This window comes from Paenibacillus germinis (assembly GCF_013141785.1).
GTDB classification, from domain to species: domain Bacteria; phylum Bacillota; class Bacilli; order Paenibacillales; family NBRC-103111; genus Paenibacillus_E; species Paenibacillus_E phytorum.
In genome coordinates, this window is the sequence record NZ_WHOC01000007.1 from 78,887 (window position 1) to 94,439 (window position 15,553).

The following is a 15,553-nucleotide window of genomic DNA, read 5'->3' on the forward strand; positions in this document are numbered from 1 at the left end:
GGTATTTAATTATTTAAAGTTTCTCAAGTTGTAGAATGCTTTTTTACCAGCGTATTGAGCTACAGTGAACAACTCGTCTTCGATGCGAAGAAGTTGGTTGTATTTCGCTACACGGTCCGTACGGGACGGAGCACCTGTTTTGATTTGACCAGCGTTGGTAGCAACAGCAATGTCAGCAATTGTGCTGTCTTCGCTCTCACCGGAACGGTGGGAGATTACTGCTGTGTAACCAGCGCGTTTTGCCATTTCGATTGCATCAAAAGTCTCAGTAAGCGTACCGATTTGGTTAACTTTAACCAAGATGGAGTTACCGATGTTTTCTTCGATCCCTCTGGAAAGACGCTCAGTGTTCGTAACGAACAGATCGTCACCAACCAGTTGAACTTTGTTACCCAATTTCTCAGTAAGCAATTTCCAACCTTCCCAATCGTCTTCGGAACAACCGTCTTCAACAGTGATAATTGGGTATTTATCAACCCATGCAGCAAGGAAGTCAACCCACTCAGCGGATGTGAAGGATTTGCCTTCGCCCTCAAGGTGGTATTTACCATCTTTGAAGAATTCTGTGGAAGCAACGTCCATACCCAAGAATACGTCAACACCTGGTTTGTAACCAGCGTTTTCGATTGCTGTAAGGATCGTTGTGATAGCTTCTTCGTTGGAAGTGAAGTTAGGAGCGAATCCGCCTTCGTCGCCAACAGCTGTGTTAAGGCCTTTTTCTTTCAATACGGATTTCAAGCTATGGAAAATCTCTGCGCCAATGCGAAGAGCTTCTTTGAAAGTAGGCGCGCCTACTGGCAGAACCATGAACTCTTGAACGTCAACGTTGTTATCGGCATGTGCCCCACCGTTGATGATGTTCATCATAGGAACTGGAAGCGTCTTAGCATTGAATCCGCCAAGGTATACGTAAAGTGGAACATCCAAAGCGTCTGCTGCTGCGCGAGCTACTGCCATGGAAACAGCTAGGATTGCGTTAGCACCTAATTTCGCTTTGTTAGGAGTACCGTCAAGCTCGATCATTTTGTGGTCGATGCCAACTTGATCAAGTGCGTCTAGACCGATGATTTCAGGAGCGATGATTTCATTCACGTTCTCAACGGCTTTCAGAACGCCTTTACCAAGGTAACGACCTTTGTCGCCATCACGAAGCTCAACAGCCTCGTATGCGCCTGTGGAAGCGCCTGAAGGAACGATAGCGCGGCCGAAAGCGCCGGACTCTAGATATACTTCTACCTCTACTGTTGGGTTACCGCGGGAATCCAATACTTCGCGTGCATAAACATCAGAAATAATCGTCATTGTTAGAAAACACTCCTTTAATATTATGTTTGAATTACCGCTTTATGATGGTTGTCCCGGTCATCTGTTCCGGTTGTGTAACCTCTAAGAAGTCTAGCATCGTTGGAGCAATATCTGCCAAAATTCCGCCGTCTCTTAGTGTAACAGATTTGCTCGTAACAATAAAAGGCACAGGATTCGTTGTATGTGCTGTGTTGCGTGATCCATCTGCATTCGTAACAACATCTGCATTCCCATGATCTGCTGTAATGCACACCACGCCGCCTTTGGCGAGGATCGCTTCTACAACTTGACCTAGACAATCATCTGTTGCTTCGATTGCTTTCACAGTAGGCTCCAGCAAACCGGAGTGACCTACCATGTCAGGGTTAGCGAAGTTGAGAATGATCACATCATGGCGCTCAGCTTCCACTTCCTTAACCACAGCAGCTGCCAACTCATATGCACTCATTTCTGGTTGCAAATCGTACGTAGCTACTTTCGGCGAAGGAATAAGAAGACGGGTTTCACCCGGCAGTTCAGCATCCCGACCACCACTGAAGAAGAACGTCACATGTGGATATTTCTCTGTTTCCGCTGCGCGAAGCTGCTTCAAACCATTCTGAGCCAGCACCTCACCGAGGGTATTGTCGAGATCCTTAGGCTTATAGGCTACGAAACCGTCTACGGATTCACTGAACAGTGTCAGACAAACGTAGTACAGGTTCCTAGCTACTTTAGGACCACGGTCAAAACCGCGGAAATCTTCATTCGTGAACACTTGCGAAAGCTGAATCGCACGGTCAGGGCGGAAGTTAAAGAAGATAACCGCATCCCCTGATTCTACAAGACCTACCGGTTTGCCATCATCACCAACGATAACCGTTGGCATAACGAACTCGTCGAAGATCGATTTCTCATAGGATTCAACAATAGCTTTCATTGGATCTGTGTAAGCCGGGCCCTCGCCATAAACCATGGCACGGTAGGATTTCTCCGTCCGCTCCCAACGTTTATCGCGATCCATCGCATAATAGCGGCCTTGAACGGTCGCAATATGCCCTACGCCGACTTCCATGATTTTGTGCTGCAGGCTGGCCATATAACTCTTTGCAGAATCTGGAGCCACGTCGCGGCCATCAAGGAAAGCGTGGATGTACACATCATCAAATTGTTCTTTTTTAGCCAAGTCCAGCAAAGCAAACAAATGCTGAATGTGACTATGTACGCCGCCATCGGAGAGCAACCCGTAGAGGTGCAGCTTCTTTCCGTTTGTTTTTGCATGACGAAATGCGCCTAGAATCGTTTCATTATCATAAAATTCACCATCACGAATCGATTTAGAAATCCGCGTCAGATCCTGATAAACGATACGGCCTGCGCCGATGTTCAGGTGTCCTACTTCAGAATTCCCCATCTGGCCTTCTGGCAAACCTACGGCCTCACCGCAAGCGGTAAGGGTTGTATGTGGATAACTCGACCAGTAACGGTCGTAGTTAGGCTTTTTAGCATGAGCAACCGCATTCCCCTGCTCTTCTGAGCGGAGTCCGAAGCCATCGAGAATGATGAGTGCTACCGGTTTCGGTCTCGACATGTTACTTCGCCCCCTGGACGAGCTGGATGTAGGAAGCTGGCTCTAAACTCGCTCCGCCTACAAGTGCGCCATCAATGTCAGGCTGTGCCATGTACTCAGCAATGTTGTTTGGCTTCACGCTGCCGCCGTATTGGATGCGAACTGCATCTGCAACGGATGCGCCATAAAGGCCGCTCACCAATGTACGGATGTAACCGATCACGTCTTGTGCATCTTCAGCAGTGGAAGATTTACCTGTGCCGATCGCCCAGATTGGCTCATAAGCGATAACAACTTGTGCAGCTTGCTCTGCGCTAAGACCAGCAAAGGCTGCTTCTGTTTGCACTTTACAAACATCTTTCGTTTGACCCGCTTCGCGTTCTTCCAACTTCTCGCCTACGCAAAGGATTGGCTTCAAGCCGTGTTTGAAAGCTGCAACGACTTTCTTGTTCACGATTTCGTCCGTCTCAGCGAAGTATGCTCTACGTTCGGAGTGACCAATGATCACATACTCAACGCCAAGATCTTTCAGCATTACACCGCTGATTTCACCTGTGAAAGCACCGTTATCTTCAAAATGCAGGTTTTGTGCGCCTACATGAACATCAGTGCCTTTCGCAGCTTCAACCAAAGCAGGCAGATTCGTGAATGGGGAGCAAATTACGCTCTCAACGCCTTCTACAGTGCTGCCTTTGATTTCATTCACGAAGCTAATTGCTTCGGAAACGGTTTTAAACATTTTCCAGTTACCCGCGATAATCGGTTTTCTACTCATGGGATAGGTTCTCCTTAAAGTTATTCGCCAGAATAACTGGCATCGTAAGCATTCACTGTGTGAAAATCATTATTTATCGTTCAAGGCTACTACGCCTGGCAATGCTTTACCTTCCATAAACTCCAAGGAAGCTCCGCCGCCTGTGGACATATGGTTCATTTGATCAGCTAAGTGGAATTTCTCAGTTGCTGCAGCGGAATCGCCACCGCCGATAACTGTGTAACCCTCGGTAGTTGCACAAGCTTGTGCTACAGCACGTGTACCATGGGAGAAAGGCTCGATTTCGAATACGCCCATCGGTCCGTTCCAAACAACCAGCTTGGATTTCGCGATTACGTCTGCATAGAGCTCACGCGTTTTCGGTCCGATGTCAATGCCTTCCCAGTCCGCAGGAATGCCGTCAACGCCAACGATTTGCGTGTTCGCATCTGCGCCGAATTTATCAGCAACAACGATATCCACAGGAATCAAGAAGTTAACGCCTTTTTCTTTCGCTTTTTCAATAAAGCTAAGCGCTAGGTCGAGTTTCTCGTTATCCACAAGGGATTTACCGATTTCGTGACCTTGTGCTTTCAGGAATGTATAGGACAGACCCCCGCCAATAAGGACGTTATCTGCAATGTTCAGGAGGTTCTCAATGACAGCGATTTTGTCTTTCACTTTGGATCCGCCAACGATAGCTGTGAAAGGACGCTCTGGGTTGTTCAATGCTTTGCCTAGAACATCAAGTTCTTTCTCCATCAATAAGCCGGAAACCGCTGGAATGAAGTGTGCGATACCTTCCGTCGAAGCGTGCGCACGGTGTGCTGCACCAAATGCATCGTTCACGAACAGGTCTGCAAGCTCAGCAAATGCTTTTGAGAGTTCAGGATCATTCTTCTCTTCGCCTTCATTGAAACGAACGTTTTCAAGCAAGAGAACGTCACCATTTTGAAGAGCATCCACTTGCGCTTTCACGATTTCGCCAACCGATACATCCGCTTTAATCACGGATTGACCGAGCAATTCAGCCAATTTTGCAGCTACAGGTGTTAAACGCAGTTCTTCAACGACTTGCCCTTTTGGACGTCCGAAGTGACTTGCAAGAATGACTTTCGCGCCTTTTTCGACTAAAAATTTAATCGTAGGCAGTGTTTCTCTGATTCGTGTATCATCGGTGATTTGACCATTCTCTACAGGTACGTTGAAATCAACGCGAACAAATACTCTTTTACCAGCTACTTCAACATCGCGAACACTTTTCTTACTCATAGGTCAAAGCCTCCTGAACGTGTATGGTATACTTCCGGTCAACCTTTTATATGGGAAAATCGCACATAAAGAGGAGAATCTCTTCTCCCCTTCATGTGTTTTGAAATCTGTGATTAGTAAATTATAGACCTTTTTTAGCGATGAAAGCTACTAAATCAACAACACGGTTGGAGTAGCCCCACTCGTTATCGTACCAGGAAACCACTTTCAGCATGTTGTCGCCAACTACCATTGTGGAAAGAGCGTCGATTGTGGAGGAAGCTGGGTCACCATTGAAGTCGCTGGATACAAGTGCATCTTCTGTGTAGTTCAGAATGCCTTTAAGTGGGCCTTCGGAAGCTGCTTTCAAAGCTGCGTTTACTTCGTCAACAGTTACGTTAACTTTAAGCTCAACAACCAAATCCGTTACGGATACGTTAGGTGTTGGAACACGCATAGCCATACCGTTCAATTTGCCTTTAAGCTCAGGAAGAACTAGACCGATTGCTTTTGCTGCGCCAGTGCTGGAAGGAATGATGTTCTCAGCTGCAGCACGAGCACGACGAAGGTCTTTATGTGGAACGTCAAGAACGGATTGGTCATTTGTGTACGAGTGAACAGTTGTCATCATACCTTTTACGATTCCGAAGCTATCGTTGATAACTTTCGCGAAAGGAGCTAGACAGTTCGTCGTACATGAAGCGTTGGAGATGATTGTGTGTGCAGCTGGATCGTATTTGTCTTCGTTAACACCAAGTACGATTGTGATATCTTCGTCGGAAGCAGGAGCGGAAATGATAACTTTCTTAGCTCCACCTTTCAAGTGAAGAGCTGCTTTTTCTTTTGCAGTGAAAATACCAGTGGATTCGATTACGATTTCAGCGCCTACAGAAGCCCAAGGCAGGTTCCCAGGGTCACGCTCAGCAAAAACCTTGATGGAACGACCGTTAACGATCAATTCGCCTTCACCAGCTTCAACTGTAGCGTCTAGTTTACCGTGAGTAGTGTCATATTTGAGCAAGTGAGCCAAAGTTTTAACGTCTGTCAAATCGTTTACTGCTACGATTTGTACATCTGCGTTGTTCAATGCTGCGCGGAATACGTTACGACCAATACGTCCGAAACCGTTAATACCTACTTTTGTTGTCATAGCCAATTCCTCCTAAGATTAAATAAATAATATTATATTTCAAAACGCAGCTGATAAAGGCATACGTTATGATGTCTTTCGTCTTTATTAAACATGCTTCATAATTTCTAAAGCTGCTGCCTCATCGGTCACAAGGACATCTTCCTGTCCATGACGAAGTACGGAAGCGATCGCTTCCCCTTTACTCTTCCCGCCGGCTACACCAATAACGACTTCAATACGCTGAAGATCCTCCAGACGAAGCCCTACGGTTGGCATCTTGTGAACCACATTTCCTTGGCGGTCAAAATAGTATCCTAACGCCTCTGCGAGAGCACCCTCGGCTTCCAGACTGCGTGTCGTCTCGGCGTCGACCTTACGTCTGCGTGCCATGACCATAGCATCTCCGATACCGTGTACAACGATGCGACAACTGCGAACAGCGTCAACAACTTCTTGAATTTGCGGATCTTGGATCAGCGATTGGTACGCTTCCTCCCCGAGATGATCCGGTACATGCAGCAATCGGTATTTGCCGCCTGTTTTCTTGGCCATAATAGAAGCAATGGTGTTCGCCTGCATATCCACACTTTCTCCAAGTCCACCGCGAGCCGGTACGAACCAGCTGCCTTTCATGGAAGAGGATGTCGCTAGGTTATTCGCAATCTGCGCCATCGTAGATCCACCGGTTACAGCAATGACATCATCTTTGGACACGTACTTGCGGAGTGCTGCTGCACCTGCACGTCCTAGCTCCTTCTTCGTAAATACCGAAGTGTCGGAGTCTCCTGGGACAACAATCACTTGCGAGATGCTATACGACTTAGCAATGCTTTCCTCTAAGTCCGTCAATCCAAAAGCCATCTTAATGATGGGCTGCATGTCTTCAAGCAATTGGCGGCCGGATTCACTAATCTTCATCCCTGTGGCATCCGATTCGAGAAGTCCAAGCTCCTTAAGGAAATCAACTTCCCCGCGCAGCACGCGTTCAGTCATTTCGAGCGAAGAGGCTAACGTTCTACGTCCGACAACACCGGAGACTAAGATATGATGTAGAATCGAGTACCGCTTCTTCATGATGTCCATGAGATCCGGCAAGAGCTGTTTCTGAATGTCAAGTATTTCTCTCATATGACGACTTATAACGCTCCCGATCCGTCGATGGACGTTTTATGTCCCGGGTATACATTTTGCGTCCCACCCGGGCGAAAAAAAAGTTCCTTACACAATTCCCACATCAGAAAGATGAATTCACTGAAGATTGTTCGGCGTGAATGCTTTCTGATATCTTACATTTTCATTATAACCAATAATCTTTCCAGATTCAACATTTGTTCAAACATTTTTCACCAATATGGGCTGAAAGGGCTTACTGTCTTGCTTTTTCTGAGCGTCTGACATATAATAACCCTTGCTTCACTTTTTAACTTTTTATGCGCCCGTGGTCCAATGGATATGACGTAGGCCTCCGAAGCCTGAGATAAAGGTTCGATTCCTTTCGGGCGCGTTCATAAGAATTACAGCAGAATCAGCACCAGAATGACCAAAATCAGCATCCTTGCTGATTTTTTTTGTTGTTAGTTTGACCTTTCTTGACCTTCAGAGGTTTTTTCGTTATCATACTTGTAGATACTGTAAACAGTATGTACAAAAGAGATCAATTTCATTATTCTATGATGACATTGACTCCAGGCATCAATCTTTTAAACCATGTACCCACCCCAAGGAGGTCATTCTCATGAGTTTTATTCCTATGGTCGTCGAACAGGACGCGCGCGGTGAAAGAGGGTATGACATCTACTCTCGCTTGCTGAAGGACCGCATTATTTTCTTAGGCACGGGTGTCAACGATGTTGTGGCTAATTCCATCATTGCTCAGCTACTTTTCTTGGCCGCACAAGATCCTGATAAAGATATCTCGCTTTACATCAACAGCCCTGGCGGTTCCATTACAGCCGGTATGGCCATCTTTGACACGATGCAATTCATTAAGCCAGACGTATCCACGATCTGCGTTGGTATGGCTGCTTCAATGGGGGCATTCCTCCTCACAGCAGGCGCCAAAGGCAAACGTTACGCTTTGCCTAACAGCGAAGTCATGATTCACCAACCGCTTGGTGGTGCTGAAGGTCAAGCCTCAGACATCGAAATCCGCGCTAAGCGTATTTTGAAAATGAGAGACAACCTTAACAAAATCCTAGCTGAGCGCACGGGTCAAACTTTCGAGCGCATCGAAAAAGACACAGACCGCGACAACTTCATGAGCGCTGCGGAAGCGGCCGCATACGGACTCATCGATAAAGTCATCGAGCGCGTCTAATTTGTAAAATAAAAACCAGCTTGCAGTGACTGCTCAACGAGCGGCCGTGCGGCTGGTTTTTTTATTGGGATCTTCCCACAAACCCCTTCTTCTCACCGTCGCCGTAAGCTCCGAAACCGACTTCTCAGACCACATAACCTAGCTTCAACGTGGCTTGGGGATACTTTAGGCGCGGTTTTTGAGCCTAACTCAGTCTGCACCCAGCAATAAGCTCTCGATTTTCGCGCTTATCCCCACACATCACTTCTCGCTGCCGCCGTAAGCTCCAAAATCGACTTCTCAGCCAGCCTCATCGTGGTTTGTGGTTGCTATAGGATCGATTTCTGTGCCTATCTCAGCCTATCTCAGCCTACATCCAGCAATAAGTCCGATTTCTGAGCGAAATAGCCCTTATCCTGCTTACATAAGAATGTTTTTCATCGTTAAAGTGCACCATTCTCTCTTTCCACTCCACTTAACGATGAATAACATCCTCTCAGCTCACACCACATGCGAATCAACCCCGATTCCTCTTACTTAAGCAGGTTTTTCATCGTTAAAGTGCTCCATTCTCACTTTCCCCTCCACTTAACAATGAAAAACATCCTCTCAGCTCACTTCACATGCGAAACAGCTCAGATCCTGCTTACTTAAGAATGTTTTTCATCGTTAAAGTACTACTCTCCCTCTTTCTCCTCCACTTAACAATGAAAAACATCCTCTCAGCTCACTTCACATGCGAATCAACCCCGATTACTCTTACTTAAGCAGGCTTTTCATCGTTAAAGTGCTACTTTCTCACTTCCCCCTCCACTTAACAATGAAAAACATCCTCTCAGCTCACTTCACATGCGAATCAGTCGATTTCCGAGCTTATTCCTCATCTCTTACCACTGCCACAAGTTCACAAAAAAAGAGCCTCCTGAGATCCCAGTGTTATGCTGTACGCATCACTAGGATCTCCAAAGGCTCTTATCTTTTCATCTTACTTCTTCTCATCCAATGGATAGAAAATCAGGTCAATCGGGAATGCCGAGCCTGCTGGAGGCGTGAACTCGATATCCAGCGCGTCTTCCGTACCTGTCGTACGAGCCAGCACTTCCATTCCATCAAATGCCGTAATGACACCGGAATATGGTACCGGAATGATCTCACCGTTTATTTTGAACGGTCCTTTGAACACGCCGCCTTTGGCCATAATCATAACAGCCATTTTACGCGGCTTATCCGCATGGATTTTATAAACTACGCCATAATTACCGCCGTTCTCCACATTCTGCTTGCGCATCACGTCATACCCTTTAACGAACGGATCCGTCTTATTATCTCCAATCGTTAGTACCGATGTTTTCGCGAAACTTGTGGCGTCTATATCCCATTTAATCTCTGATATTGGGAACGTCCCGCGTACATGGCCCGTGAAGCCCAATAACGGAAGTTCTTGTGCAATCGTTGGCGTCAGCATGCGATCCGTCACACCGAACGAGATTTGCAGCTCACCATCTGTTTCCACATCGTAAAATAAGTTCACACCCTGCCCCGGATAGAAATCCGGAAGCTTCGCATATACGTAAGTCTCATGAGGAGGAACTGTCAGTTCGTCTGTGTACACATTGCCTAAAAGGAAGTCTACGGACGCTTCGCTACCGATCAAATTCGCATAAACTGAAGGATATACCTCGCCTTTATTCGTTGTCTTGATCTTAACCGGTTTATCCGAGTTATTCGTTGCGAATATCGCCATGGTCATCTTCTGTTTCGTACCATTGATGTGATCGGCATACAATCGCGCTTTGCCATTGATATTATCACGGTACAGAATACCACTCTCTGTAAACTCTTCCGGACTGTCGCTCACTAGAAGCGTACGTCCTGGAACCTCTGTTACTTTTTTAGGCAAAAGAGGCATCTCATTGAAATGAGCCCAAATCGTACCCCAGTCCGACTTGATGAAACCACCAACTGGCTTCGTATATATCGGGTATTCCATTTCAGTCAAATAAGGCTCATTAACTACTGTTACAAAGCTTTTGAACAATTTACTTACATGTCCGTGACCATCTTTAACCGTCAAAGTAACCGGATATTTACCTGGTTTGAAAAAGGCTTCCTGATTGCCCGCCCAATCATAGGATGCAATACCTTCCGCATCGGGATCATAGCTAAGATCGAGATACTTCACAGGCTCTCCAAGACGGTATGTAGGCTTCGCTGTTGCAAACTTAGCTACAGGTCTGGAGTTGCTATCCTGGTCAATGTAGATACCCTCAGGCGACTTAAAGTGTACGATTTCCACTCGACGGAGTTCGTTGTTATATTTGTACTTCGCGCCCATATAGTCCGCTAACCAAGTTAGCTTCACCAAAAGCTTCCCATTTACGATCGCAGCAACCGTGTTGAAAGGCGTGTCTACCCCATTGGTCGTCACAGTTTTATGATCGGCATCGAGAACGATGTCATAGCCCGGAGGAGTCATCTGAATGGTCCGTGATGCATCATTCCATTCCACCTTGAAACCCATCGTATCCCCAAGGAACTTAGCAGGGACGAATGTACTGCCATTAATTATCGTAGACGGAGACTCCAAATGGATTTGCTCCTCGTTCACGAACGCTTCTGACTTATCGATATAAAGTAAAATGAAGGACGAGCTTGTCGATACCGCGTGAGCTGCTGGTGCTGCGATTGTACTAGCAAGAAACACGATCAGCGCAAGCAGGAGGGTAACCTCTTTTTTTAGCGAATTCAATTTCATTCTTTTCTCTGGCTCCTTTAACATTTGAATGCAGCACGGCAGAAACGGCAAATAGCCCTTTCCTCCGCCAGCCACGTACATTAGACGTCGACAAGAGAAAAAGGTTGCTAATTTCCCTAATTGTTAACAAATTTGACACTTATAAAAATTCGCTGTACTGTATGGCCACTTCACTCGCAAAAAAGCCTCCTCGAAAGGAAGCTTTTGAAGGATTATTGGTTTTCCAATTCTTCCTTGCTAACTAATGTGACTAAAGCGTTTACAGCCTGCTCGGCATCCGAACCTTCTGCACTTATGAAGACTTCGGTTCCTGTACTGATCGCAAGACTCATAATTCCCATGATGCTTTTCGCATTCACTTTCTTTTCATCTTTCTCAACAAAGATCTCAGATGAAAATTTATTCGCCTCTTGAACAAACAATGCCGCAGGTCTGGCATGAAGTCCTGTTCTCAACTTCACAACGACTGGACGTCTGGACATGGAACTAATTCCCCCTAATATGGAGCTTATATGAATTACTATTGATAACAGTGCTAAACCCTATGTTTTAACATTATAGCATTTTTCCCTGAAGTACACTAGAAAAAATGAGAAAAACTTATAGATGCGCTGTACAGGGCCTTCTTATCTACGAATTCCGCTGTTTTTCAGCCAATTCGTCGATTTTTCGCAGACGATGATTGACGCCAGATTTGCTTACACTGCCCTTAAGCATGTCGCCAACCTCCTTGAGATTCAGATCGGGATGCTGAAGTCTAATCTCGGCAACCTCTCTTAGCTTCTCAGGCAAGCTATCGAGTCCGACCTCCCTTTGCAGGAGACGGATATTTTCGATCTGTCTAACAGCTGCACCAATCGTCTTGTTGAGGTTCGCTGTTTCACAATTGACAATACGATTAACCGAGTTACGCATATCCTTCATGATCCGGACATCCTCAAAGCGCAGAAGTGCTTGATGTGCGCCAATGATACTTAGAAACTCGATAATCTTCTCGCCTTCCTTGATATACAAGACGAACCCTTTTTTGCGTTCGATGCAGCGGGCATTCAAGTCGAATTTGTTCGCAAGCTGCGATAACGCTTTGCAATGCTCCTCGTAAATCGAGGCAATCTCGAGATGATAAGAAGAACCCTCGGGGTTATTCACCGAGCCTCCAGCCATGAATGCCCCACGAAGATAGGCCCGTTTGCAGCAGTTGCCTCGAATGATCTCTTTGTTAATTCCTGTGGTGAAGATGAACCCTTCGGAAACAATTTTCAGATCACTGAGCAGCTCCTGGACCTGGCCAGGAACTCTAACAATGTACACGTTATTCTTCTTCAAACGCATTTTTTTACGCACGAGCAGCTCGGTGTGCAATTTGTACGTCTTTTTGATGAGCGTGTATATCCGTCTAGCAATAGCTGCATTTTCGGTTGAAATATCAAGTACGACGCGTTGGCTGGTTAACTGCACAGATCCATTCATTCGAATCAAAGCCGACAGTTCCGCTTTTTCACAACATGCTTCCGCATCTGTAATTAACGTCAATTCTTTTTTGGTTGTTGCCGCAAAGGACAAGGGACTCACTTCTTCCTTAACATCCAGCTTTCGACGAGCTGATAAATATGGTCACTCAATTTCTCTGCATCATGACGAAGGTAGGTACGAAATAGCACGAGTCGATCAGCAATAATCCGATACCCTCTCTTCGTGACTTCTTCTAGGTCCAAATGAACCGCTTTCGAACCCTTTTCCGCATATCTCGCCTGAACTTGCGGAGGGATTTCCCCATTATTCACAATCACATAGTCAAACAAGTGTTGGCCCAGGTGATCATAAATGGCATCCAGATGATCGCTGACCGAGTAGTCGTCGGTTTCGCCTGGCTGTGTCATCACATTGCAGATGAACAACTTTACAGCATTCGATTTCACAATTTCTTCCGCGATCCCAGGGACAAGCAGATTTGGCAGCAAGCTGGTATATAAACTACCGGGACCGCATAATATAGCATCTGCTTCGCGTATAGCTTGAACGGCTTCAGCTAGCGGTGTCACGTTAGCCGGCTCTATGAATACACGTTTGATGCGTCCATCCGCTTTTGGAATCTTGGACTCGCCTACGACTAAGGTACCATCTTCCATGATCGCTTTCAACACGATGGCTTGATTCGATGCAGGAAGAACCCGACCTCGAACAGCAAATACTCGATTCATCTCTTGAACCGCAGTGACAAAGTCACCTGTAATATCCGTAAGAGCTGCTAGTATTAGATTTCCCAGACTGTGTCCAGCTAAACCTGTACCCACTTGAAATCTATATTGCAAAATAAGCGACAGCAAGGGCTCGACATCAGCAAGGGCCGTTAACACGCTGCGAATGTCACCTGGAGGCGGCATCTGCAATTCATTCCGGAGAATACCAGAACTTCCTCCATCATCCGCTACCGTCACAATGGCTGTAATATCAACCGGCTTCTCCTTCAATCCTCTAAGCATAACCGAAAGACCTGTTCCACCGCCAATAACGACTATTCTGGGCTTGCGTTGTAATTCAACATGTTCCATACTTCTTTCACCCTCTTAATCGTAGGACTGCTTATACACGGTCCCGCTCGGCGTCTCGATGACTCAAACGCACGGTTTCGGTTTCGCTGTTCCCCATCACTTTACCGAGATATTCCGTGATGGCGACGGATCGATGTTTACCTCCAGTGCAACCTATGCCTACAACAACCTGACTCTTGCCTTCTTTCTTATATTGAGGCATTAAGAAATTCAGCATATCGAGCAGCTTATTCAGGAACTCTTGCGTTTCGCTCCACTTCATCACGTAGTCATACACATCGGGATCTTGACCTGTTTGTGGACGAAGCTGTTCCACATAGTGTGGATTCGGAAGGAAGCGAACATCGAAGATTAAATCAGCATCAATTGGGACACCATACTTAAATCCGAAGGAGATTACATTTATAGATATGCGGTTTGTTTCCAAATTGGTAAACCGGGAAATAATTCTTTCTTTGAGCTGCACCGGCTTAAGCGTGCTTGTGTCAATAACTTGTGTGGCTAAGCCTTTCAGCTCTTCCAGCAGTTTACGCTCAAGACCAATACCTTCAAGCGGCGCTCCATCAGGAGCTAGCGGGTGACGGCGGCGACTTTCCTTATAACGCTGTACTAGCGTCGCATCGGTAGCATCTAGGAATAGAATTTCATAACTAAGCGTGTAATTCTCTTGAATATAACGAAGCGACTCCTGAAGTGCAGTGAAAAATTCACGCCCTCGCAAATCAATCACCAGTGCCACTTTGCCGATTTTCCCCATCGACTGCTCGATCAACTCAGCAAATTTAGGAATCAGCACAGGAGGTAAATTATCGACGCAGAAGAATCCTAGATCCTCTAGACTCTGTACGGCAATCGTCTTACCTGCACCTGACATTCCTGTAATTATGACCAGTTTCGCTAAGGGGTGGTTTTCTTCCATGAATGACACCTTCCTTTGGAGTGCTTCTCGCAGGACAGCTCAGATCTGCTAACCATACGAACAGTACGTTTTACGTCTATCTTAAATTCAAACCAGCAGCGCCCACGATGCCCGCGTCGTTACCAAGTGTTGCAGCAACGATCTCAACCCCTTCTGAGGCTGTCTCTGGCGTGTATTTCTTAAAGGTTTCACGAATCGGTTGGAATAAAATTTCTCCTGCTTTAGAAACACCACCACCGAGTATGAAACGTTTCGGGTTAATAATAACAGCCATCGCAGCCATCGAACGTCCAATATAGTATGCAGCACGGTTCACGATGCGTAGGGATACTTCATCTCCGCTCTTGGCTGCATCAAAGACATGCTTCGCTTCAATCTTCTCATGGAGAGCTAATGACGTTTTCTCGCCGCGTTCAACCGCTTCATTGGCCATACGAACGATGCCTGTCGCCGACGAAACTGTTTCTAGACAACCCATTTGTCCACATCCACACTGAATCGCTTCAATGTCTGGCACAACGGACATATGACCAAGCTCTCCAGCCATACCCGAGGAACCTTGATAAATTTTCCCGTTAATAATAATCCCGCCGCCAACACCTGTTCCAAGCGTATAGCAAACCACATTCGGAATTCCTGCTCCGCTGCCTGCCCAAGCTTCGCCTAAAGCAGCTACATTGGCATCGTTGTCAATCTTAACCGTTTTACCAAGAAATCCTTCTAACATTTTCTTCGCAGGGACATTGTGCCATTGCAAATTTGGAGAGAATTTGACGAAGCCTTCCGGAATATCCATGAATCCGGCTAAACCTGCGCCAATACCAGCCACTTGCTCCCATTCAAACGGAGACTCTTCGACAATTTGGCGTACATACTGCGCAATTCGCTCAATTACAAAATCAGAACCATTCTCCGCGCCTGTAGGGCCTTCAAACGTTTGCAGCAGCTTCCCCTGCTCATCGCAGATACCCACCTTGATATTCGTACCGCCTAAATCTACACCGATATAAATCTGATCTGACATTGCAAGGTCACCTCAT

13 protein-coding genes and 1 tRNA gene are annotated in these 15,553 nt (G+C 46.3%); 2 read left to right on the top strand and 12 right to left on the bottom strand.

Annotation, left to right across the window (positions count from 1 at the left end; all coding sequences use genetic code 11):
* Positions 1–9 precede the first annotated feature (9 nt).
* The 6 genes from eno to GC102_RS01025 all read right to left on the bottom strand — a co-directional run bounded on the left by eno (position 10) and on the right by GC102_RS01025 (position 7,119).
* A complete protein-coding gene (gene eno / locus GC102_RS01000) occupies positions 10–1,302 on the bottom strand; it encodes a phosphopyruvate hydratase (protein WP_171641369.1) in 1,293 nt (430 codons plus the stop codon).
* A gap of 34 nt (positions 1,303–1,336) precedes the next feature.
* The gene (gene gpmI, locus GC102_RS01005) at positions 1,337–2,875 is read right to left on the bottom strand and encodes a 2,3-bisphosphoglycerate-independent phosphoglycerate mutase (RefSeq protein WP_171687840.1); all 1,539 of its coding nucleotides are present in this window, start codon (positions 2,873–2,875) and stop codon (positions 1,337–1,339) included.
* 1 nt (position 2,876) lies between these two features.
* Entirely contained in the window at positions 2,877–3,629 is a 753-nt protein-coding gene (gene tpiA / locus GC102_RS01010; protein ID WP_171687841.1) for a triose-phosphate isomerase, read from the bottom strand.
* 69 nt (positions 3,630–3,698) lie between these two features.
* Positions 3,699–4,880: a phosphoglycerate kinase gene (locus GC102_RS01015; RefSeq protein WP_171687842.1), complete on the bottom strand. Its 1,182-nt coding sequence runs from the start codon at positions 4,878–4,880 to the stop codon at positions 3,699–3,701.
* Positions 4,881–5,001: 121 nt separating this feature from the next.
* Positions 5,002–6,009, bottom strand: coding sequence for a type I glyceraldehyde-3-phosphate dehydrogenase (gene gap, locus GC102_RS01020; protein ID WP_171687843.1), 1,008 nt, complete (start codon positions 6,007–6,009; stop codon positions 5,002–5,004).
* An 87-nt stretch (positions 6,010–6,096) separates the two neighbouring features.
* Entirely contained in the window at positions 6,097–7,119 is a 1,023-nt protein-coding gene (locus GC102_RS01025; protein ID WP_171687844.1) for a sugar-binding transcriptional regulator, read from the bottom strand.
* Positions 7,120–7,423: 304 nt separating this feature from the next.
* Between GC102_RS01025 and GC102_RS01030 the strand changes: the two genes are divergently transcribed.
* Both GC102_RS01030 and clpP read left to right on the top strand, forming a co-directional pair.
* Positions 7,424–7,495 (top strand) — tRNA-Arg (locus tag GC102_RS01030).
* Positions 7,496–7,726: 231 nt separating this feature from the next.
* Positions 7,727–8,308: an ATP-dependent Clp endopeptidase proteolytic subunit ClpP gene (clpP, locus tag GC102_RS01035; RefSeq protein WP_171687845.1), complete on the top strand. Its 582-nt coding sequence runs from the start codon at positions 7,727–7,729 to the stop codon at positions 8,306–8,308.
* Positions 8,309–9,272: 964 nt separating this feature from the next.
* Here clpP and GC102_RS01040 read toward each other — a convergent pair.
* The 6 genes from GC102_RS01040 to GC102_RS01065 all read right to left on the bottom strand — a co-directional run bounded on the left by GC102_RS01040 (position 9,273) and on the right by GC102_RS01065 (position 15,537).
* Positions 9,273–11,042, bottom strand: coding sequence for a stalk domain-containing protein (locus tag GC102_RS01040; protein WP_246320676.1), 1,770 nt, complete (start codon positions 11,040–11,042; stop codon positions 9,273–9,275).
* 212 nt (positions 11,043–11,254) lie between these two features.
* Positions 11,255–11,524, bottom strand: coding sequence for an HPr family phosphocarrier protein (locus tag GC102_RS01045; RefSeq protein ID WP_028555561.1), 270 nt, complete (start codon positions 11,522–11,524; stop codon positions 11,255–11,257).
* A gap of 148 nt (positions 11,525–11,672) precedes the next feature.
* On the bottom strand, positions 11,673–12,605 hold the full coding sequence (whiA, locus tag GC102_RS01050) for a DNA-binding protein WhiA (protein WP_029195994.1): 933 nt from the start codon (positions 12,603–12,605) through the stop codon (positions 11,673–11,675).
* 5 nt (positions 12,606–12,610) lie between these two features.
* Positions 12,611–13,594: a gluconeogenesis morphogenetic factor MgfK gene (mgfK, locus tag GC102_RS01055; protein ID WP_057302620.1), complete on the bottom strand. Its 984-nt coding sequence runs from the start codon at positions 13,592–13,594 to the stop codon at positions 12,611–12,613.
* Positions 13,595–13,625: 31 nt separating this feature from the next.
* Positions 13,626–14,513 (bottom strand): RNase adapter RapZ, encoded by an 888-nt coding sequence (gene rapZ, locus GC102_RS01060; RefSeq protein WP_171641358.1) that lies wholly within the window; start codon positions 14,511–14,513, stop codon positions 13,626–13,628.
* Positions 14,514–14,589: 76 nt separating this feature from the next.
* The gene (locus GC102_RS01065; protein WP_171687846.1) at positions 14,590–15,537 is read right to left on the bottom strand and encodes an ROK family glucokinase; all 948 of its coding nucleotides are present in this window, start codon (positions 15,535–15,537) and stop codon (positions 14,590–14,592) included.
* Positions 15,538–15,553 lie beyond the last annotated feature (16 nt).